17 protein-coding genes and 1 pseudogene are annotated in these 20,029 nt (G+C 58.9%); 4 read left to right on the plus strand and 14 right to left on the minus strand.

The genetic code is table 11. From position 1 onward, the window contains the following. The first annotated feature begins 32 nt into the window (after positions 1 to 32). The 4 genes from ACO0LO_RS22145 (at position 33) to ACO0LO_RS22160 (ending at position 5,963) form a co-directional block, all read left to right on the plus strand. Positions 33 to 1,028: an ABC transporter substrate-binding protein gene (locus ACO0LO_RS22145; RefSeq protein WP_422967452.1), complete on the plus strand. Its 996-nt coding sequence runs from the start codon at positions 33 to 35 to the stop codon at positions 1,026 to 1,028. Then, the gene (locus tag ACO0LO_RS22150) at positions 1,028 to 4,219 is read left to right on the plus strand and encodes a response regulator (RefSeq protein WP_422967454.1); all 3,192 of its coding nucleotides are present in this window, start codon (positions 1,028 to 1,030) and stop codon (positions 4,217 to 4,219) included. Before ACO0LO_RS22145 ends, ACO0LO_RS22150 begins: the two co-directional genes overlap by 1 nt. A 204-nt stretch (positions 4,220 to 4,423) precedes the next feature. Beyond that, positions 4,424 to 5,308, plus strand: coding sequence for a DMT family transporter (locus ACO0LO_RS22155; RefSeq protein WP_422967456.1), 885 nt, complete (start codon positions 4,424 to 4,426; stop codon positions 5,306 to 5,308). Between the two features lie 103 nt (positions 5,309 to 5,411). Beyond that, complete coding sequence (locus ACO0LO_RS22160) at positions 5,412 to 5,963, plus strand: fasciclin domain-containing protein (RefSeq protein ID WP_422967458.1); 552 nt, start codon at positions 5,412 to 5,414, stop codon at positions 5,961 to 5,963. 112 nt (positions 5,964 to 6,075) lie between these two features. Here the strand turns inward: ACO0LO_RS22160 and ACO0LO_RS22165 are convergent, their stop codons facing one another. The 14 genes and pseudogenes from ACO0LO_RS22165 to ACO0LO_RS22230 form a co-directional block, all read right to left on the minus strand. After that, positions 6,076 to 7,167 carry an acyltransferase family protein gene (locus ACO0LO_RS22165; RefSeq protein ID WP_422967459.1) on the minus strand — a complete coding sequence of 364 codons (1,092 nt, stop codon included), beginning with the start codon at positions 7,165 to 7,167 and terminating at the stop codon, positions 6,076 to 6,078. A 185-nt stretch (positions 7,168 to 7,352) separates the two neighbouring features. Further along, a complete protein-coding gene (locus ACO0LO_RS22170) occupies positions 7,353 to 8,684 on the minus strand; it encodes an MFS transporter (protein ID WP_422967461.1) in 1,332 nt (443 codons plus the stop codon). A gap of 26 nt (positions 8,685 to 8,710) precedes the next feature. After that, positions 8,711 to 9,859: an ABC transporter ATP-binding protein gene (locus ACO0LO_RS22175; RefSeq protein WP_422967463.1), complete on the minus strand. Its 1,149-nt coding sequence runs from the start codon at positions 9,857 to 9,859 to the stop codon at positions 8,711 to 8,713. Between the two features lie 37 nt (positions 9,860 to 9,896). Further along, entirely contained in the window at positions 9,897 to 11,423 is a 1,527-nt protein-coding gene (nagZ, locus tag ACO0LO_RS22180; protein ID WP_422967465.1) for a beta-N-acetylhexosaminidase, read from the minus strand. Beyond that, positions 11,420 to 12,259 (minus strand): carbohydrate ABC transporter permease, encoded by an 840-nt coding sequence (locus ACO0LO_RS22185; RefSeq protein WP_422967467.1) that lies wholly within the window; start codon positions 12,257 to 12,259, stop codon positions 11,420 to 11,422. The genes nagZ and ACO0LO_RS22185 overlap by 4 nt, the downstream gene beginning before the upstream one ends. Then, the gene (locus tag ACO0LO_RS22190; RefSeq protein WP_422967469.1) at positions 12,256 to 13,125 is read right to left on the minus strand and encodes a carbohydrate ABC transporter permease; all 870 of its coding nucleotides are present in this window, start codon (positions 13,123 to 13,125) and stop codon (positions 12,256 to 12,258) included. Before ACO0LO_RS22190 ends, ACO0LO_RS22185 begins: the two co-directional genes overlap by 4 nt. Next, complete coding sequence (locus ACO0LO_RS22195) at positions 13,122 to 14,345, minus strand: ABC transporter substrate-binding protein (protein ID WP_422967471.1); 1,224 nt, start codon at positions 14,343 to 14,345, stop codon at positions 13,122 to 13,124. The genes ACO0LO_RS22190 and ACO0LO_RS22195 overlap by 4 nt, the downstream gene beginning before the upstream one ends. A gap of 272 nt (positions 14,346 to 14,617) precedes the next feature. Next, positions 14,618 to 15,628 carry an SIS domain-containing protein gene (locus tag ACO0LO_RS22200; RefSeq protein WP_422967495.1) on the minus strand — a complete coding sequence of 337 codons (1,011 nt, stop codon included), beginning with the start codon at positions 15,626 to 15,628 and terminating at the stop codon, positions 14,618 to 14,620. Next, a complete protein-coding gene (nagA, locus tag ACO0LO_RS22205) occupies positions 15,621 to 16,739 on the minus strand; it encodes an N-acetylglucosamine-6-phosphate deacetylase (RefSeq protein ID WP_422967473.1) in 1,119 nt (372 codons plus the stop codon). Before nagA ends, ACO0LO_RS22200 begins: the two co-directional genes overlap by 8 nt. Then, entirely contained in the window at positions 16,736 to 17,470 is a 735-nt protein-coding gene (locus ACO0LO_RS22210) for a GntR family transcriptional regulator (RefSeq protein ID WP_422967475.1), read from the minus strand. The genes nagA and ACO0LO_RS22210 overlap by 4 nt, the downstream gene beginning before the upstream one ends. A 2-nt stretch (positions 17,471 to 17,472) precedes the next feature. Continuing rightward, positions 17,473 to 18,354: a BadF/BadG/BcrA/BcrD ATPase family protein gene (locus tag ACO0LO_RS22215; RefSeq protein WP_422967477.1), complete on the minus strand. Its 882-nt coding sequence runs from the start codon at positions 18,352 to 18,354 to the stop codon at positions 17,473 to 17,475. A gap of 294 nt (positions 18,355 to 18,648) precedes the next feature. Next, entirely contained in the window at positions 18,649 to 19,089 is a 441-nt protein-coding gene (locus tag ACO0LO_RS22220; RefSeq protein ID WP_422967479.1) for an ExbD/TolR family protein, read from the minus strand. Positions 19,090 to 19,306: 217 nt separating this feature from the next. Further along, positions 19,307 to 19,738, minus strand: a complete 432-nt coding sequence (locus ACO0LO_RS22225) for an ExbD/TolR family protein (RefSeq protein WP_422967480.1) — start codon at positions 19,736 to 19,738, stop codon at positions 19,307 to 19,309. 163 nt (positions 19,739 to 19,901) lie between these two features. Further along, positions 19,902 to 20,029 (minus strand): annotated as a pseudogene (locus ACO0LO_RS22230) (MotA/TolQ/ExbB proton channel family protein); the annotation flags it as partial.

A 20,029-nucleotide genomic window follows, 5' to 3' on the forward strand; every position in this document is an offset into this window, starting at 1 on the left:
TCAGCAAAGCAGATCCTGGCCCCGCAGCGCCCATGAAGCCGCCTCTGCAGCGGTTTCGCGCATTTGCAATATATGCCGGCTTCGCGGCCGCGCTGGGGTGCTGCAACTTCTCTTATGCCGCTGCCGACGTGCCGACGCCCGTCACGATCGCGACCGGATCATCGGTGCCGGCCACGGTGCTGTTCGTGGCCGACGAGATGGGCTATTTTGCGCAGGAAGGGCTGGCAGTCAAATTTGACCATTGCATAGGCGCGTCCCGCTGCATCGACAATGTATTTGAAGGGAAAGCGCAATTTGCCGCAGTAGGCGATCTGGCGATGATGTTCAACAGCATAGAGCACCAGGATTTTTCCATCCTTGCTACCTACGCGACCAGCACCTCCATGCTGAAGCTGATCACGCGCAAGAGCGCGCATATCACGAAAGCGCAGGACCTGGTAGGCAAGCGTGTAGGCATGCCGAGGAAATCCGCGCCGCACTATTTCCTGGATAACTTCCTGCTGTTCGAGGGGGTAGACCCCAAACATGTAGAACACGTATTTGTTGATCTGGACGGCATGTCGGCCGCGCTGGCTGGTGGCAAGGTCGATGCGTTGTCCACGTTTGAACCCATCGCCTCGAAGCAGCGCGCAGCACTGGGCAAGGACGCGTTTGACGTTACTGTGCCGTCATATAATCTGAGCACCCACCTGGTGGCCTTGCGCAAAACGGTAACGCAGTCGCATGCGGAAACGGTCAAACTGCTGAGGGCAATGGACAAGGCCGTGCAGTACATCGCGCACGAGCCATTGAAGGCTAAAGCCATCCTCGCCAGGCACAGCGGCCTGGATCCCGCCGCACTGGACTCTCTGTGGGCCGGCTCGCAGTTCAAGCTGGTGCTGGACCCTTCGCTGCTGGTTACGCTCAATAATGCCGCCAGATGGGCAAAGAACGAGGACCTGATCAACGAAGGACAATTTCCCGACTTCTCCGGCTTCATCAATGCGGAGCCATTGAATGCGGCCAGATCGAAAGGGGCGGCAAAGTAATGCAAATCCGGCGCCTGCTCCTACTGATCGTTGCGGCCAGCGTCTTCATCGGCGTGCTCTCCGGCATCACCGTATATATAGCCAGGGTGCAGGTAGACCTGATCAACCAGGAGCAGCAGCAGGCGCAGTTGACGGCCAGGCAGATGTCCAGCCTGCTGGTGCTGACGCAGGAATATATGCTGGACAATAACCAGCGCGCCGTCAAGCAATGGCTGCAGCGCCACATGGAACTTAGCGCGGCGCTGGGCAGCTATCACCCATGGACGCAGGTAGGAAAAACAGAACTGGAAGACATGCTGAGCCGCAATGCGCGCCTGCAAAACCTGTTCACGCTGATCACCAGCCAGCCGGCGGATATCAGTCCCAATCTGGCGCGCCGCCGTTCGGCCATCCTGGTCGGCCAGCTGATTTCGGAAGTGCAGGCGATGGGCGAAAGTACCTACCGCTGGGCCGTGGCGGCAGACATAGAACGCAGCACACGCGAGCACTTTCTGTTCTGGGCCCGCATCATCCTGCTGGCGATTGTCGCGCTTGCGCTGCTGGCGGTAGCCTGGATTTCCTTTGCCCGACTGATACGCCCGCTGACCAAGCTGGTCGACGCCACGCGCGCGGTCCGCGACGGCAATTTCAGCTATCGGCTGGAAGCAGAAGGCGTGGATGAGTTCGGCACCGTATCACGCGCCTTCAACGCGATGACCACCGCGCTCGACACCAAATCAGTCGAACTAAGCCAGGCATATGACAAGCTGATGCAGGAAGCGCTGCAAAGCCGCCGTATGCAGCAGGACTTTGAATCGCTGTTTGAACTGTCGCCGGGCGCCATCATTGTCACCGACGAATACGGTAATATCGTCAAGGCCAACAGCAAGGCTCACGAGCTGTTCCACTATCCCGCGCATGCACTGGACGGGCTGGAACTGCAAACGCTGGTGCCCGACCTGGAGGGACAGCACCTGTCCTATTCCAGCGGTACGCGTTCTTACCACACGCTGGATGCGGCCTATCCTCTGCATGACGTACCACAGATGTTCGCCGGCCTGCGCCACGACGGCGCCAAGTTTCTGGCGCAGCTGACCTTTAGCCCGCTCATACTGAACAAATCGCCCTGCACGATTGTCATCGTGCAGGATGTGACGGAACAGCAGCAGTTGCAGCAGTCGCTGAGGGAAGCCAAGGATCTGGCCGAAGCAGCCAGCCGCGCCAAGAGTGAATTTGTCGCCAACATGAGCCATGAAATCCGCACGCCGATGAATGCGGTGCTGGGCATGACTTACCTGCTGGGTAACTCCAGCTTGTCCGCCGAACAGAAAAAATACCTGGAGATGATACGGGCCTCGGGACAGTCCTTGCTGGCCATCCTGAACGACATCCTGGATTTCTCCAAGATCGAGGCAGGCAGGATGGAATTGTCCGTCTCGCCTTTCCAACTGGACGACGTGCTGAAAACCCTGGCCAGCATCATGATGGCCAATGCCAGCGCCAAGGACTTGGAGCTGGCCATAGGAGTCGCGCCGGACATGCCGAAAATGCTGGTCGGCGACGCGTTGCGGCTGCAGCAGGTGCTGATCAACCTGACCGGCAATTCCATTAAATTCACCGAGCGCGGCGAGGTCAGCATCTATGTGGAAAAGATTGCATTGCCGGGCCAGGAGACTAGCCTGTGCTTCCATGTACGCGATACCGGCATAGGCATGGACCTGCAACAGCAGACGCGGCTGTTCTCCGCGTTTTCGCAAGTGGATGAGTCCACTACCCGCCGTTTCGGCGGCACCGGGCTGGGCCTGGCGATTTCCAAGCGGCTGGTGGAATTGATGGGCGGCGGCATCAGCGTCAGCAGCCAGTTGGGAGCGGGTACGGAATTTACGGTTACTCTGCCGTTGAAGCTGGCAGCAGACCCGGCCGCCAGGGAAATGCGGCAAGGCTCGGATCTCGGCGAACTGAACATACTCATCGTTGATGACAATGCCACCAGCCGCGACTATCTGAGCAAAATGATACAGTCCTGGCACTGGAAAGCCGACAGCGCAGGTTCCGCCGCGGCGGCGCTCGGCCATATCAGCGCGCTGCATGAGGCCGGAAACGTGTACGACGCGCTACTGGTGGACTGGCAGATGCCCGGTATCGACCGGCGCGGCATCTTGCAGGTCTTGCGTGACGCATTCCCGCAACAGGCAGCACCCGTGGTCCTGCTGACCAACGCCTATGGCCATGCATCGCTGCTGAAGGACAATACCATGTCGTCCGCTGCCGACGCCATCCTGGTGAAGCCGATCACCGGTTCCAGCCTGTTCGATTCGCTGCATGAAATCCTGATGAAACGCAAAGGCGCCGGCAACACGGCGCTCCTGTCGCGCAGCGGCACAATGGAGGACCGCATACGCGGTGCGCGCCTGCTGCTGGTGGAAGACAATCCATTCAACCAGTTCGTGGCAAAAGGCATGCTGGAGCAGCATGGGGCAACGGTTGCCGTCGTAGAGGACGGACAAAAGGCGGTAGACCATCTGCGCCTACACGCGGGCGATTACGACCTGGTGCTGATGGATGTGCAGATGCCGGTAATGGACGGCTATACCGCAACAACCCTCATCCGCAAGGAACTGGCGCTGGACATTCCCATCGTCGCGATGACCGCCGGCGTGATGGAAACGGAGAGGGAGCGCTGCATTGCCAGCGGCATGAACGGTTTTATTGCCAAGCCCATCGATGTGGAAAATATGCTGGCGACGATAGGCCAGCAACTGGATTTGAAAAAGTCGCCGCCCGGAAGGCTGACCGGAGGCATTACCGGCCAGCCTATACACAAGGACAAAGCCGAACCCAGCTTCGATCCGCGCTGGTTCCATGCATTGACCAAGGGCAGCCCCGCGCACAGGAATACCTTGCTGGGCTTCCTGAAAAAACTGGTAGACCGCGGCACGGCGCCAGTGGATGAAGCAAGGTCCGCATGGGACGAAGGCCGGCGTGACGAGGCGGCCCACCTGTTCCACAAAATGCGCGGCACCATCGGTACTTTGGGCGCAAAACGCTTTGCCGGTCTGACACTGGAAATAGAAAATGCAATCAAGGCCAATGACAGCGCCCTGGTGGAAGCCATGTTTACCGTGGTCGAGCAAGAACTGCTTATCATGACAGGGGAAGCCAGGAAATGGATAGCAGAGCTGCCGGCGGAAACGGAACTTGCATCCAAATAACAAGGTATTCCGCAGGGAAGGAACAGCGGCCTGCCGCATTCGTACTCCCGATTTACACCCCCGATTCACACTTCCATTCATACATCCATCCATACTCCTGCAATGCGATGAGATGAATTAATTTCAGGCAGCGCAGACAACATCCGCCAAGACTGCGCTGCGGTTTACCGTCATACTGCATGTCATCGATGAATGGCCTAAAGTATGAATACCCCGCACGCCCCCAAATACCTGCACCTTGCCCCCTACGTTTTTATCCTGATCTGGGCCTCCGGCTATGTCGTTGCCAAGTACGGCCTGCCGTATGCACAGCCGCTGACCTTCCTGAGCCTGCGCTATGCCGGCGTGCTGCTGTTCATGGGCATCCTGGCAGTGACCATGCGAGCACCCTGGCCCGCGCGCAGCGCGTGGCCGCATATCGCCATTGCCGGCATACTGATGCAGGCCTGTTATCTCGGCGGCGTATGGAGTGCCGTCAAGCTGGGCATGCCGGCCGGCGTCGCTGCGCTGATCGTCAATACCCAGCCTGTATTAACAGCCTGTCTGGGTCCGCTAATAGGGGAAAAAACTGAAAAGCGCCAATGGTTTGGCCTGGCGCTGGGCATGCTGGGCGTAGGCCTGGTCGTCGCGAACAAGATCTCCGTCATCGGCATGAGTACCGCCAGCATCCTGCTGGCCGTGTTTGCGCTGCTGACCATGACGGTGGGCACCATGTACCAGAAAAAGAAATGCCCGTCCTTCGACGTGCGCACCGGCCAGTTCATTCAGTTTGCGGCGTCACTGATACTCACCTTCCCGCTGGCTTTATATTTCGAATCGCAGACCGTACTGTGGACGCCGCAGTTCTTCGGCGCGCTTGCGTGGTCGGTCTTTGTGCTGTCGGGCGTCGGTATTTCCGTGCTGTTTGTGATGATACGGCATGGCGAAGCAACCAAGGTCACCAGCTATATGTACCTGGTGCCACCGGTAACCGCCGGCATGGCGTGGCTGATGTTCAACGAACGTTTTACCATCACCGCCATGATAGGCATGCTCATTGCCGTTGCCGGCGTAGCGCTGGTCGTAAAGAAACCTGCGGTAAAAAGCTGAAGCAAGGCCGTCAAGAGACGTATTCGGAAAGATTTGAATCCGACGCCATCACTCCTTCGTAGAAGTTAGTGCGATCTCGCACTTAATCTGGAAGGAAATGATCATGCGCAAATTTAACTATGCCCTGTTGTTCGCTGCTGCAATGGCAAGCTCCGCACTGGCAGGCGCCGCCGACGTGATGGTCGGGGGCCAAAGTATGCTGCCTGGCAAGGATATCGTAGACAATGCAGTCAACTCGGCAGACCACACCACGCTGGTTGCCGCCGTCAAGGCCGCCGGCCTGGTGGATACGCTAAAAGGCAAAGGCCCATTTACTGTATTTGCCCCCACCAATGCCGCATTCGGCAAGCTACCTGCCGGCACAGTGGAAACCCTGGTGAAACCGGAAAACAAGGCAACGCTGACCAAGATCCTGACCTATCACGTCGTGCCGGGAAAATATGATTTCATGACCATATCCGGTGAGATCAAGAAGCATGGCGGCACCGCCGAACTGGCGACTGTGAGCGGTGGCAAATTGTGGTTCATGATGAATGGGCCGCACAATATCAGCATCAAGGATGAAAGCGGCAATGTCGCCAGTATCAGCACTTATGACGTGATTCAATCCAACGGCGTAATCAATGTCATCGATACGGTGCTGATGCCGAAATAGGCAAACCCGGCTACCGCGAAAAAAATGCGCTGCCGGCGGATTGCAAGCAGCGCATTGTACCTATTTGCCCAGCTGGCGCTTGCCGGATATCAGACGCTCAATTCCTCACTCTTCAGATCGTGATACGCCAGCCGCGCCGATAAAACAGTTTCATCAGCATCCACCAAAGCGTGGTGAATACCATCGCGAATGCAGCGGAAGAAAAGTACGGCCCGGCCAACGGCGTCAGCGGAACATCAAACAAAACCCTATACAGCGCAGCCATTGCGCCGCTTCCCGCGAGTATGCAGCTTGTTATCCAGGAACCTGCATACGCGGCTATCGCATTCACGCCAAAGCTGCGGCCAAGCGCGGGCCAGCCGCGCAGGTCAACCAGGTAGTGGGCCAACGCGATCGCCAGCAATGCAAAGCCGCCGGTCCACAGCACAAACGAAGACGTCCATAGTTGTTTGTTCAACGGCAGTATTAAAGCCCACAAGGCGCCGGCAGCGCATGCGCTTATGCCTGCCCATGCCAACCGGCCGGTTTGCCCTCTACGCAGCCATGCACCTGCGCGCAGGCCAAGTATGACGGTGGCCAGGGATGGCAATGTACTCAGCCAGCCTTCTGGATCATGCGTCTTGCCGCTTGCGGCATCATACAGATAGGCGTATCTGCCCAACAGCGCAGAGTCGATTTTGTCGGCCAGATTCGTATCCGGCTGCAGGTTGCCGCCGGTGATCAGCAAAACCCAATATCCAAGCAGGATGATGATGAAAAACGTCCATTGGACTATCCCACTCCGGACATAGACAAGCAGCAAGCCGGCGAATCCAAAGCAGATGCCGATCCTTTGCAGCACACCCAGCAGGCGAAATTCACGCCCCTCCAGCAAGGCCCAGGCAATGACGTGCAGTGCAATCCCCAGCAGCACAATACGTCCGGCGCGCAGCAGCACCGTGCGCGCCAGCTGGGCGGGCTCTGCTCCCGACTCCAGCTTCGGTCCCAGCGCCAGGCTCAGGGAAACGCCAACGATCAGCAGGAAAAACGGGAAGATGAAGTCGGCCGGCGTGCAGCCGTTCCATTCAGCATGTTCCATCCATGGATACACATGGTTCCAGTCGCCGGCGCTGTTGACCATCAGCATTGCGGCAACAGTCAGGCCGCGCAATGCATCGATGGAGGACAGGCGCGTTATAGCATTTACAGTACGCGCAGGGTTCATACTCTTCTTGTCATAACTGCAGATGCAGGCCCGGCCTGCCGAGCATCGCGACTATTCAGAAATGCCGCGCACGCCCGCCAATTCATTGACGAAAATCATCACCAGGATGGTCACGCCGCAGAATACATTTATCGACTGTATCCTGCCCGTATCCCGCCAGTGCATGGCATTGGAATGACAGCGGCCTAGTTCTTGAATTCGCGGATCTGGCCCTCTTCGTCACCCTGAAATTCCACTGCGGGTTCAGGCTCCGGCTCCCCTTCTTTCCTGAAAGGCAGGAAGCGCAAAACCAGCAGCACGGGCAACGCAGAAACCAGTACCCAGATGAAAAAATTCCGGTAGCCCAATGCCACTTGGATATCGCCGCTGATCATCTTGAACAGCACAAAACCCAGCTGCATGACGCCGGTACCCAATGCATAGTGCGCAGTCTGGTATTTACCAACCGCGACCACCTGCATGATGAACAGGATTACACCGACAAAGCCGAAGCCGTAGCCGAACATTTCCACGCTGAGCGCAGCGGTAATCGCACCCAGGCTGCTGGGCAAGGTGGAACTGAGAATGATGAAGACGATATTGGGAAAGTTCATCGCCAGTATCAGATAAGGCAGCGCTTTCTTCAACCCTAGCCAGGATGTGAAATAACCGCCGAGCACACTGCCCGTGAGGAAAGCGACCGTGCCAGCGGTGCCATAGACGACACTGACTTCATCGGTCGTCAAACCCAGGCCGCCTACGCTCCGGGGGTCGCGCAGGAATAGCGGTCCTATCGTTTGTATCTGCCCTTCCGCCGCGCGGAACAGGATGATAAACAGGATGCACAGCAGGATGCCCGGCTTCCTGAAAAAATCGGCAATGACATCGCGCAGCGTCGTAAAGATGCTGCCCAGGCTCTCGCCGGTAACAACATTCCGGGTACCGGGCAAGGCCCAGATATGGTATATGCCCAGCGCGACCAGCATCGCCCCCAGGATGCCGAACACCACCATCCATGCATTGGTCACACCGATATGCGTTTCCAGCCGGCCGGCAAGAAACAGCAGTCCGCCAAAGGAAATGAATTTGGCCGCATTGTAGAAAGCGCCCTGCCAGCCCGCATAGGCCGCCTGCTGCTTGTTGCTGAGGCTGGCGATATACAGGCCATCCGCTGCGATATCGTGCGTTGCCGAGGCAATGGCAACCATCGCCAGCAAGGCGATGCTGACGGCAAAATAGGAAGGCAACTGCAGCGACAGCGCAACCAGCCCAAGGCAGACGCCTCCCGCCACCTGGAATATCACTACGACGATTTTTTTGCTGCGCGCAGTTTCCAAAAAAGGACTCCACAAGGGCTTGAATACCCAGGCAAACCCCAGCAGGCCGGTCCAGCGCGCGATCTGGTCATTCGGCACGCCCAGGCTCTTGTACATCAGGCTGGCAATCAACGCCACCGCATAAAAGGGCAAGCCTTCGGCCAGATACAGGGTCGGAACCCAGCTCATGGGATGGCGGGCAGCATTTTCTTTATTGGTCATGGAAGGTGTCCCCTGTATTTTTGTATTTATGAAAACTGCGTAGAGAGGCGCGGACAGGCTTTGCCGTCTGCATCGAAAAGGTGGCAGCGCTGCGACGGCAGATACAAGCTGACAGCATCGCCGGACTTCAGCGCTGCCGTTCCGGTACCCAGCTTGACGGCAACCATGCCCTGTTCACCGGCGGCCCGTGCATACACGATCAGCGAGTCGCCCAGGTGCTCGACCAGCTCGACGCCTGCGGCAACATGCACTGCATCGGCATCAGCGTTACTGCGGTCCGGTGCCGTTGCCAGCGCTATATGCTCGGCGCGTATACCCAGGGTGACCTGGGCGCCAATAGTCAGCTGGCGTGGCCCTACCTGCAGCGTCAGCAGCATGCCGCCTGCCACGCGTACTGTAACGCCAGTGCCTGAGGCACCCGCATCGATGCCGGTCACTTCCGCCTTGAGGAAATTCATCCTGGGTGCGCCGAGAAAGCCCGCCACGAACAGGTTGCCAGGCTGGTCGTATAACTCCAGCGGCGTACCGACCTGCTCTATGCGGCCGGCGTTAAAGACCACGATGCGTTCGCCCAGCGTCATGGCCTCCACCTGGTCGTGCGTCACATAGATTATCGTTGTCTTCAGTTCCTTGTGCAGGCGGCTCAGTTCTATGCGCATCTGCACACGCAGGCTTGCATCCAGGTTGGACAGCGGCTCGTCAAACAGGAATACCGCCGGCTTGCGCACAATGGCGCGGCCTATCGCCACCCGCTGGCGCTGGCCGCCCGACAAATCCTTGGGCTTGCGCAGTAATAAGTGGTCGATCTGCAGAATGGCCGCGGCCTGCTGCACTGCGTCGTCCACCTGCTGCCGTTTCAGTCCGGCCAGCTTCAGGCTGAAAGCCATGTTTTCATATACCGACATGTGCGGATATAACGCATAGGACTGGAATACCATCGCCAGGCCGCGTTTGGCGGGAGCGATATCGTTGGCCAGCGTGTCACCTATATGCAGCTCGCCGCCGGTGATGTCCTCCAGGCCGGCAATCATGCGCAGCAAGGTCGATTTTCCACAGCCCGAAGGGCCGACGAACACGACGAACTCGCCATCCGCGATATCAAGATCAATACCGTGGATGATGCGCGCGCCGCCATCATATTCCTTGACGATATTGCTGAGCTTTACCCGTGACATGGCATTCCGCAGTTTTTCATTTTTTCCCTTTTCGCCTTCAGCTTGCCGTCATATCCTGAAAACTCTGCACGGGCAATACCCCTTGCGCTTGCAACTTGCCGGAAAACCATGCAGCAGCCGCTTCCAGCGCCGGGCCGGAGAAACCGTAGGTGATCAGCGCCGGTGCCTGTATGTCGAGGGACTGGAACGGGTTCCACAAGACCAGGTGCAGATCCGGCTTCCAGCTGGCGCGCACCCGCTCGCTGTAGCGCAGGCGTATTGTCGAAGCCAGGATGACGTAGCGCCCGTCATCGAGCAAGGTTTTCCAGTCGAAATCATCCATTTTTTCAAATGTAACCGTATCGACGTCATACACACGGGCCAGCATCGCAGCCACTTTAGCGGCCGGTATGCCGGCTTCGGAAACACCGTCGCTGACGACGTTGGCGCTGGTCACCAGACGCACCTTGCTGCCGGGCGCAGGTGCAACCGCACCCTTATAAGAAGTCAGGCCGCGGCTCCATGCGCGCACCATCAATGCCTGGTCCGCCGCCTCGGTCTGATAAGGAAGCGGGGTGCACGGATATTTGCGCGCCAACGCCGCCACGCGGGCCAGCCTCTGTTCCAGGCCGGCCTGGTCTATCGTGCCGGCTTCTATTGCTGCCGTTAGGGCGTCCAGCGTTTCTTTCTGCGTTTCCCGCGTGCCCAGGGCCATGACCATATCGGCGCCGGCTGCCAGCGCGATCACCGCCGCATTGCCTACGCCGTAGTGGCCGGCAATCGCATGCATGTCCATGCCATCGGTGATGACGACGCCCTGGTAATTCCACTCGTCGCGCAAGATGCCGGTCAGGATTTTTTTGGACATCGTTGCCGGGTAGTCGGGGTCCAGCGCCGGATAGATGATGTGCGCACTCATCACCGCGGGCGCGTTGCCGGCTGCCTGGCGGAAAGGCGACAATTCCAGTGCATCCAGTTCCGCGCGCGATTTGTCCACCGTCGGCAGGTCGCGGTGCGAATCGACATTGGTATCGCCATGTCCAGGGAAATGCTTGACGCAGCAGGCGACTCCCTCCGACAGGCTACCCTCCATCCAGGCCAGCGCCAGCGCAGTAGCCTTGTCCGGATCGGCGCCGAAGGAGCGCTCGGAAATGACGGGGTTATCGACATTGTTGTTCAGGTCCAGCACCGGCGCAAAATTCCAGTTGAAGCCCAGCGACCTGACCGCGCGCGCCACGGCGGCGCCCACTTCGCGGCACAGCGCAGCATCGTTGCTGGCGCCCAGCGACATGGCAGCCGGCGGCTGCGGCACCCAGGTGGCACGTACAACCGCGCCGCCTTCCTGGTCTATGCCTATCAGCGCGTCCGGCCCCATCACGGCGCGCAGGTCGGCCGTAAACTTGGACAGCTGCTGCGCATCCACCATATTCTGGCGGAACAGGCATACGGCGCGGATATGGTTGTCCCGCAGGAAGGCCGCGGTATCAGCGTCCAGCGACGTGCCCGGCATGCGTATCATGATGGACTGCCCCGCCACCTTGCGGGCGTTCAGCCTGGTGCTTGTACTATTTTCGGTCTGACTCATTTCACTGCTCCCTCCATGCCGCGCATAAAAAAGCGCTGGGTAAATAAAAAGGCGGCCAATATAGGCGCCACCGTCAATATGGTACCGGCCGCGATGACGCGGGTGCTGCTGCCGTAAGTACCGCGCAGGTACAGCACACCTGCCGACAGCGGAAAATCCTCGGGTTTGCTGATGACGATGGAAGGCCAGATATATTCATTCCAGGCTTCCACTGCAGACAGGATGCCGACGGTAGCCAGCCATGGCGTAATTAGCGGCAGCACAATTTTCCAGAAGATGACCCATTCCGCAGCGCCGTCTACCCTGGCCGCGTCGATCAGGTCTTGCGGAACCTCGTCGAAAGCCTGCTTCAGCAGCAGGATGGACACTGCGGTCACCACATTGGGCAGGATCACGCCGGTGTAGGTATTGACCAGGCCGATCTTGGTCATCGTGATGAAGTTGACCAGAAAGTTCACCTCGGATGGCAGGATCATCGTCGCCAGGATCAGGCCAAACACCAGCTTGCTGCCGGTGAAGCGCATGCGCGACAACGGGTAGGCAGCCAGCGAACAGAACAGCAGTTTCCATAGCACCGTGGAGGCGGTGATCAGCAGCGAGTTCTTGTAAAACGCCAGGATGGGGATGACGCGGAAAACCTCGACAAAATTATCCAGCGATATTGCCCTGGGCCAGAAGCTGGGCGGAAACTCGAAGATGTTACCCTCGGTGGAAACAGCGACTACCAGCGTCCACCAGAATGGGAACACGCACAGCAATGCCAGTGCCAGCAATACCAGGTATTGCCCGACGATGCCGGCCAGGCGGCGGGAAGCGGGGAAGGAAGCCGTTTTCATCGGTGCTTAGGCCGGATATAGCGCAGGCACAGCAAGGCAATGCCTATGCAGAATACCGATACGACAAAACTGGCGGCGAGGCCGCGCGGCAGTTTCAGGTGTTTCAGCCCCTGGTCGTACGCGTAGTACAGCGCGGTGAACGTAGAATTCATCGGCCCACCCTGCGTCAAGACATCCACTTCCTGGTAGGCCTTCAGCGCCGCCAGCACCGACATGATGGTGCATACCATGATGGTGGGATACAGCATGGGTACGGTGATCTTCCAGAAGCGCTGCCACAGGTTGGCGCCATCCAGTATCGCCGCCTCCTGCATCTCGGTCGGGATGGATTGCAGCGCCGCCAGGTACATCACCATATACCAGCCCAGGCCGCGCCACAGCGACACGAACATGATGGCAAACAGTGCGATGGAATCGTCGGATAGCCAGCCTACCGGGTCGCTGACCGCATGCAGCTTCAGCAGCACGTAATTCACCGGGCCCTGTTCATGAAACATGAAGCCCCACATGATGCCGACTACGGCGACGGTGGTGACCACTGGTACATAATAGGCGGCGCGGAACAGGCGTATTCCCGGCATCCGGTTATTCACCAGTACCGCCAGCATCATTGCGCCCAGCTGCGTAAACGGCACGATCAGCAGGAACAGCAGGGAATTCTTCAGCCCTGTCAGGAACATGTCGTTGCCGAAAATGTAGCTGAAATTATCCAGGCCTACCCAGTGCGTGGGCCGCACCAGGCTGAAATCGGTGAAGGCCAGCCAGGAACCGAAGATCACAGGCCAGAATGAAAATGCCGCCAGCAGCACCAGCGCCGGTGCCAGGAAGACATAGGCCAGCAGGCCATGTTTGCGCCAGAATCTCATCGCTGCTTTGCCAGTTTTTTGTTCCAGATGAGCACCGCTTCATCCAGAGCCTGCCTGATGTCTTTCTTGCCTGTCATGCCCGCTTCCACCGCCTTGACGAGGAAGCGCCGCAATTCGTCGTAATCGTCGATGCCGGCGACATACAGGCTGCGCGAATTTTCCATCGATCCTGCCGCTACCGCCAATGCCTTTTCGGTGGCGCCGGCATCCGCGGCAATCTGCAGGAAGTGCGGATCGGCCAGCGCGCGGACCGTGGTCGGCATGACGTTGGCGATTTTGGCGAACTCCAGCTGGTTCTCGTCATTGGTCAGGAATTGCGCGAACCTTGCGATAGCCGGCAGCGCTTGCGGGCGCACTCCCTTGGGTACCGCAAAGTTGAACATCCAGCCGCCGTCACCTATGCCGGTCGGCCCCACGGGCGCAGGGAATACGCCGGTGGCCGCGTATATTTCTTTTGAATCCGCCTGTATCCGCTTCAGCGCCGTCGGCGCGCTGACCATCATGCCCAGGCGCCCGCCCAGGTAGGCGTCCACCACAGCGGGGAAATTGTCTTCGGCGAACAGCTTGTCCTTCAAAAAACCGTTGGCCTTGTAGGTGTCAGCCAGCTTCTGTATCAGCGCCACATGATCAGGCGAGTTGAACACGGCCTTACCGTCCCTGATCAGCGGCAGGCCCTGTTGCAGCAGGAAGCCGTCTATCTTGCCCAGCGCGGGCGCGTAGCCGGCCTTGCCTGTCCTGGCGGCAATCTGCCTTGCATAGGCGAGTATTTCATCCATATTACGCGGCGCGCGCTGCAGCCCGGCGGCGGCCAATATCTTGCTGTTGTAGGCAATGACGTTGACGTTGCTGTAGTGCGGAAAGCCGTACAGGTGGCCGCGAAAACTCATGTCAGCCAGCGCACCTTTCGTGTAGACGCTGCGGTCGCCGATCAGTGCATCCACCGGCTCTATCAAGCCATCGCGCGCAAATTCTTCCGCCCACGGCACACTCAGGTTGACCAGTGATGGCGGCGTGCCGGCCGCGATGGCGGTAATCAGTTTCAGTTGCAGGATATCCCAGGGGAAATCCACCCACTCCAGTTTGATGCCGGGATTTTGGGTTTCATATTTCCTGACCAGGTTCTGGAAATAGGGAATGAACTTGGGCTTCAGGCTCATCGTCCAGAATTCGATTTTTTCGGGCGCTGGCTGCGCTGCGCTGGGTTTTATACTTTGGCTCATAGCTGGACTCACACCTGGCCTCATACCGGCATCCACACCGGCACTGGCCGGCAGCAGGCCGGATACAGCGGAAGCTGTACCCATGCATGCTGCGATGATCAGTTTTTTCAGTGAGGAACGCTGCATTTTTCCATGCCGGTAAAATCAAACTGTGCGTATGAGTCCATGCCCCGCTGCCAACACAAGTGCCGGGGATGCAATATGGTGTGTAAGCGGTGTGCAAGCCCCGCCGAACTTTGACCTTGTGCCCTCGCAGCCCAGCCGGAAGCGTTCTAGCTGGTCTTGGTGACCTTGCTCAGGTGACGCGGCTTGTCCGGATCGAGCCCGCGCGCAATGGACAGGTTCGCGGCCATGATGTAGAAGGCCTGTATTGCTACAATAGGATCGAGGTCCGGCGTGGCTGCTGTCGGCAAGGTCAAATTACGTTCTTTCACATCGACCGGAGCGGCCAGCAGCACATCGGCGCCGCGTCCGCGCATTTCCTCCGCCAGCTTGATCAGACCGGCCTGTGCCGGTCCGCGGGTGGCGAAGATCAGCAACGGATAACCTTCATCGATCAGCGCCATGGGGCCGTGCTTGATTTCGGCACCGCTGAATGCTTCGGCCTGTATGACCGAAGTTTCCTTGAATTTCAATGCTGATTCCAGCGCGACCGGGAAGCTGATGCCGCGGCCCACAACCATGATGCGGGAAGCCGGAGTCAGTACATCCAGTGCATTCGACCAGTCGCTGCGGGTGGCAGATTCCAGCGCCTCCGGCAGCATTTCTATTGCACTGAGGAAGTCGGCATCGTTTTGCCAGTTGCCGGCCAGCCGCGCACCAGCCACCAGCGATGTGATGAAGCTCTTGGTCGCCGCCACGCTCAGCTCCGGGCCGGCGTGCAGCGGCAGCGTCCATTCGGCGCTTTGCGCCAGCGGCGAGCCGGCGTCATTGACCAGCGCCACGGTGGTAGCACCGCCCTGGCGGAAATAGCGTATCGGCTCTATCACATCCGGGCTTTGGCCGGACTGGGAAATCGCAATCGCCAGCGCATTCTGCGCATGCAGCGGGGACTTGTTCAGTGTGACCAGCGACATCGGCAACGAGGCGACGATGCGCCCCAGCCTGGCCATGATCAGGTAGGCGGCATAATTGGCCGCATGATCGGAACTGCCGCGCGCGACCGTCAGCACCGAGGCCGGCGGATTGTCCCTGAGGGTACGACCTAGCTCGGCATAGCGCTCGCGTTCCTGGGTTAATTGCTGTGCTACAAACTCGGCGGAAGAGCAAGCTTCTTTAAGCATCTGCGAGGTCAATCTTTTCTCCTTCTACATACACGGCGGTCAGGTTAAGTTCACGGTCCAGCACGACGATATCGGCGTAGCTGTTGATTTGCAGGCGGCCGCGCTCAGGCAGGCCCAGATAATCGGCGGCGTAGGTGGACACGCGTCTGGATGCATCCGCCAGGTCCAGGCCTATGCTGACCAGGTTGCGCAGCGCCTGGTCCATCGTCAGCGTGCTGCCTGCCAGCGTGCCGTCTTCCAGGCGCACACCGCCCAGGCATTTGTGCACGACCTGGCGGCCCAGCATGTACTGGCCGTCCGGCATGCCGGAGGCCGCGGTGGAATCGGTCACGCAATACAGGTGCGGAATGGCGCGCATTGCCGCCTTGATCGCACCGGGGTGCACGTGCAGCAGGTCGGGGATGATCTCGGAAAATTTGGCATGGGCCAGCGCCGCGCCCACCATGCCCGGTGCCCGGTGATCCAGCCGCGACATCGCGTTGTACAGGTGTGTGAAGCCGGTGGCGCCGTTGGCCAGCGCAGCGACGCCCTCTTCATAGGTGCCCAGCGTATGACCTATCTGGACCTGCATGCCCATGGCAGTCAATTGCTTGACCAGCTCCAGGTGGCCTTCCATTTCCGGCGCAACGGTAATCAGCCGTATCGGCGCAATCGCATGCAGGTGCTTGACCTCTTCCAGCGTCGCCAGTGTCGCAAAATCAGGCTGTGCGCCCAGCTTGCCGGGGTTGATGTAAGGCCCTTCCAGATGCACGCCCAGTACGCGGGCAGCGCCGCTGCTGCGCAGCTTGCAGGAGGTGCTGATCGCCTGCAAGGCTTGCTCCAGGTCCGACATGGGGGCCGTCATCGTGGTCGCCAGCATGCTGGTGGTGCCATGTTTTGCATGCATGCGCGCGATGACCTGCACCGCGTCGCCTGCTTCCATCGTATCCTTGCCGCCGGCGCCATGCACATGCAGGTCGACAAAACCGGGCAGGATGTAATGCTGCTGATTTTTTGCGGGATCGGCGATAACGCCCTGGATCGTCGAAATACGCTCGGAGAAATTCACCGAACCTTCGATCCAGCCTTGTGGCGTCAGTACGTTGCCCTGCAATTGCCGTGTTTCGCTCATCTAAACAGCTCCGCAACAAAGTCATAATAATCGCTGCGGCAATACGAATGCGTCAGCTCAACGGCGGCGCCGGTCGGCAGATAGCCGACACGGGTGATATATAGCATCGCGGCGCCCTGCTTGATGCCGGCCAGCTTGGCCTGCTCCGCCGTCGCGTTCACTGCGCGGATATGCTGCAGCGCGCGCGTGGGCGTGACATTGTGCGATTCCAGATAGCCGTACAGGCTGTCCGTCACCGCTTTGGGGTTGGGCAGGTACAGTGCAGGAATGGTGGTGCTTTCTATGGCCATCACCACGTTGTCGGCAGTGCGCAGGCGCTTCAGGCGCGAGACTACCGTGTTGGGCGACAGGCCCAGCGATAGTATTTCTTCCGGCGCTGCCACGCCGGTTTCACGCGACAGCCATTGCGAGCCCGGTACAAAGCCACGCTGGCGCAATTCTTCGCTGAAGTTGGTCAGGCGCGACAGCGGCTGTTCCAGCTTGGGAGTGATATAGGTGCCCGAACCGTGCTTGCGGGTCAGCATGCCGCGTTCGCACAGCATGTCGATGGCCTTGCGCGCGGTAACGCGCGAGATTTCCAATGCATCCGACAGCGTGCGCTCGGAAGGCAACGCCTCATCCGGTTGCCAGATGCCGCTATGGATGCCATTGGCCAGCTTGTTGGCCAGCTGCAGGTACAGCGGCGTGGAACTATCGCTATCAGGTTTGAAATCAAGTAGTTGCGCTAGCATTATCAGCTTTCTGAGAGACTCTTCTTAATCAGGATCAGTGCACCCGCTGCCGAGTCAGCCTGCGGCTGTACGACGCGCGCCAGCAGTGCCGGCGGCAGGTAATCACGCAATGGCGCAGCCAGGCCACCGCACAGCGCAATGGGTAATTGTGCGGATGGATCCAGCGCATAGGCCATCTTGGCGATTTCTTCGCCGCCCTTCTGCATGATGCCGCGCGCTACCGGCTCGCTTGCAGCGAACTTGATCGTGAAGCGCGCCAGCTGCGCGTACGCGGTTTGATTGGCCTGCGCCAGCCAGTTGAACACACCGTCACGCCCGCCGCCGCAATGGGCAATCACTGCCTCCGCAAATTCCGTGGGAGCATGCCGCCCGTCCAGCACATGCTGTACATGATTGATGGTGTGCAGGCCTAACCAGGCGCCACTGGCCTCATCACTGGAAGGAAAGCCCCAGGCTCCCACTTCACGGCGGCTGCCGTCTGCCAGCATCACCTCGCCCACACTGCCGGTTCCTATGGCGATGATGGCGCCCGCCTGGCCCTGGTGCGCGCCCAGCAAGGTAGTCTGGCCGTCGGTGCCCACTGCCACCGCGCCGAAACCCGGATTCTTTTCTGCAAATTCTGAGGCCCACTGCCTGTTGTGCACGCCGGCCAGGCCGCAGCCGGCAGCGATCTGCGCCAGCTCAGGCATTGACAAGCCTGCCTCTGCAAACGCCTGCTTCACCGCGGACAAGATGGCGTTCCACGCGTTTTCTATTCCATGCATCAGGCCCGAAGGGCCGGCGCTACCGCGCCCGAGCTCAGCACCGTCGGCACCCGCCAGCAGCACCCGGGTGCCGGTGCCGCCGCCATCTACGCCGATCAGGTATTGGTATTGTTTACTCACTTCTTTTTCCATCTGAAAAAATTCCCGGCCCTCTGTTTCCCCCTTTGTAGCAAGGGGCAACTTCACTTTATGGTTTTCCACAGTGGTTGTCAATAGGTATTTAAGTGGTATTCAATAAAATTCTGATCCTGCCCTATACCCTGCCGCTTGCGACACTGCTCATGCCATGTATTTCATCTACGTCAACAAGCCTGTTCTCTACAAAACATGCCTTTGTAAACGCAAGCAGCAATTCTAGTCCGATGCTCATAATCCTGCTCACACCGCTCATGCCCGCCATTGCAACCTGGCGCTTTAATCGTTGATAAACTGTTCGTTGCCGATCATGCCGATCTTGGTCACACCCAGACGCTGGGCCGAGGCCATCACCGCTGCCACCGACTTGTACGCCACCAGCTTGTTGGGCTTCAGGTGTATTTCGGGCTGGTCAGGCTGTGCGGCGACTTCGCGCAGCTTGGCTTCCAGTTCTGGCCGGCCGCCGCTCAGGGCGACGCCATTCCACAGTACCGTGCCGTCGAAGTCGACGTCGATCGTCACCACTACTGGGTCCGTCAGCGGCTTGGCAGGGCTGCTGGTCGGCATGTTGAGGTTGACGGCGTGGTTCTGGATCGGGATGGTAATGATCAGCATGATGATCAGCACCAGCATGACGTCGATCAGCGGCGTCATGTTCATCTCTATCATCGGTTCCGGATCGGCGGAGCTGCCTCCGCCTGAGCCTATATTCATTCCCATGTGGGTTCCTTTATGTTGTGAGGTTTGCCCCTTCTCCCGCGTGCGGGAGAAGGCCGGGATGAGGGGGCTTGAGTTGATGCAGAATCATTTTCACATCGGCGTTCACTCATCTCGGCCTGCAATGTAAATACCTGTTTCACTATCTCTACAGGAGCGCAACGCCCCTCATCCCCACCCTTCTCCCGCACGCGGGAGAAGGGCTTTTGGTTTCGCCGATTTAACCTCCGCGCGGTGGCGGTTCGGTGACAAACGCGACCTTGGCGATGCCTGCGCGCTGGGCTGTCAGGATGACCTTGCCGACATATTTATACTGGGTGTTTTGGTCACCCCGTATATGCAGTTCGGGCTGCGGCACCATGACCGCGATCTTCTTGAGCTTTTCCAGCAGCGCCGGGGTATCCGGCACCAGGCCTTCGTTCCAGAATATCTGGCCTTCCTTGTCGATGGCCAGGTTGATGTTTTCCGGTTTGGTCTTGTACGGCTGATTGGTTTCAGACGGCAGTTTGACCGGGACCGTGTGTGTCACAACGGGGATGGTGATCAGGAAGATGATCAGCAGGACCAGCATGACGTCGACCAGCGGCGTCGTGTTGATGGTACTGTTGACTTCGTCTTCTCCATCTCCGTCATTGCCGATTGCCATTGCCATGAATGCGCATCCTAAGTTCGAAGTTCGTTGTAGAAGGCCGATGAAATGACCGCCATCCTGCGTTGCAAATCCTCGCAAGGGAACCCGCCCTTGCTGCGTTTTGCGCCTTGTCTGCCGCTCATTGCATCAGCCTTCTGACACAACGAGCTTCAAACCCAGGACGCTAGCCTACTTTTTTGATGTTGGCTGCGCCAACGGCTTTGGACATGGCGCCGGACAATACGACGGAGTGCAGGTCGGCGCTGAACGCACGAACGTCTTCCATGGCTGTCTTGTTGCGGCGTACCAGGA

The organism is Undibacterium sp. TJN25 (genome assembly GCF_049339885.1).
Taxonomy (GTDB): Bacteria; Pseudomonadota; Gammaproteobacteria; order Burkholderiales; family Burkholderiaceae_D; genus Undibacterium.

Excerpts from the sequence above, each read along its gene's own strand:
- ACO0LO_RS22165 (WP_422967459.1), bottom strand. The coding sequence starts at position 7,167 with ATGAACCCTGCGCGTACTGTAAATGCTATAACGCGCCTGTCCTCCATC.
- ACO0LO_RS22155 (WP_422967456.1), top strand. The coding sequence starts at position 4,424 with ATGAATACCCCGCACGCCCCCAAATACCTGCACCTTGCCCCCTACGTT.
- ACO0LO_RS22175 (WP_422967463.1), bottom strand. The coding sequence starts at position 9,859 with ATGTCACGGGTAAAGCTCAGCAATATCGTCAAGGAATATGATGGCGGC.
- ACO0LO_RS22150 (WP_422967454.1), top strand. The coding sequence starts at position 1,028 with ATGCAAATCCGGCGCCTGCTCCTACTGATCGTTGCGGCCAGCGTCTTC.
- ACO0LO_RS22145 (WP_422967452.1), top strand. The coding sequence starts at position 33 with ATGAAGCCGCCTCTGCAGCGGTTTCGCGCATTTGCAATATATGCCGGC.
- nagA (WP_422967473.1), bottom strand. The coding sequence starts at position 16,739 with ATGAGCGAAACACGGCAATTGCAGGGCAACGTACTGACGCCACAAGGC.
- nagZ (WP_422967465.1), bottom strand. The coding sequence starts at position 11,423 with ATGAGTCAGACCGAAAATAGTACAAGCACCAGGCTGAACGCCCGCAAG.
- ACO0LO_RS22185 (WP_422967467.1), bottom strand. The coding sequence starts at position 12,259 with ATGAAAACGGCTTCCTTCCCCGCTTCCCGCCGCCTGGCCGGCATCGTC.
- ACO0LO_RS22170 (WP_422967461.1), bottom strand. The coding sequence starts at position 8,684 with ATGACCAATAAAGAAAATGCTGCCCGCCATCCCATGAGCTGGGTTCCG.
- ACO0LO_RS22160 (WP_422967458.1), top strand. The coding sequence starts at position 5,412 with ATGCGCAAATTTAACTATGCCCTGTTGTTCGCTGCTGCAATGGCAAGC.
- ACO0LO_RS22190 (WP_422967469.1), bottom strand. The coding sequence starts at position 13,125 with ATGAGATTCTGGCGCAAACATGGCCTGCTGGCCTATGTCTTCCTGGCA.
- ACO0LO_RS22195 (WP_422967471.1), bottom strand. The coding sequence starts at position 14,345 with ATGAGCCAAAGTATAAAACCCAGCGCAGCGCAGCCAGCGCCCGAAAAA.
- ACO0LO_RS22210 (WP_422967475.1), bottom strand. The coding sequence starts at position 17,470 with ATGCTAGCGCAACTACTTGATTTCAAACCTGATAGCGATAGTTCCACG.
- ACO0LO_RS22200 (WP_422967495.1), bottom strand. The coding sequence starts at position 15,628 with ATGCTTAAAGAAGCTTGCTCTTCCGCCGAGTTTGTAGCACAGCAATTA.
- ACO0LO_RS22220 (WP_422967479.1), bottom strand. The coding sequence starts at position 19,089 with ATGGGAATGAATATAGGCTCAGGCGGAGGCAGCTCCGCCGATCCGGAA.
- ACO0LO_RS22225 (WP_422967480.1), bottom strand. The coding sequence starts at position 19,738 with ATGGCAATGGCAATCGGCAATGACGGAGATGGAGAAGACGAAGTCAAC.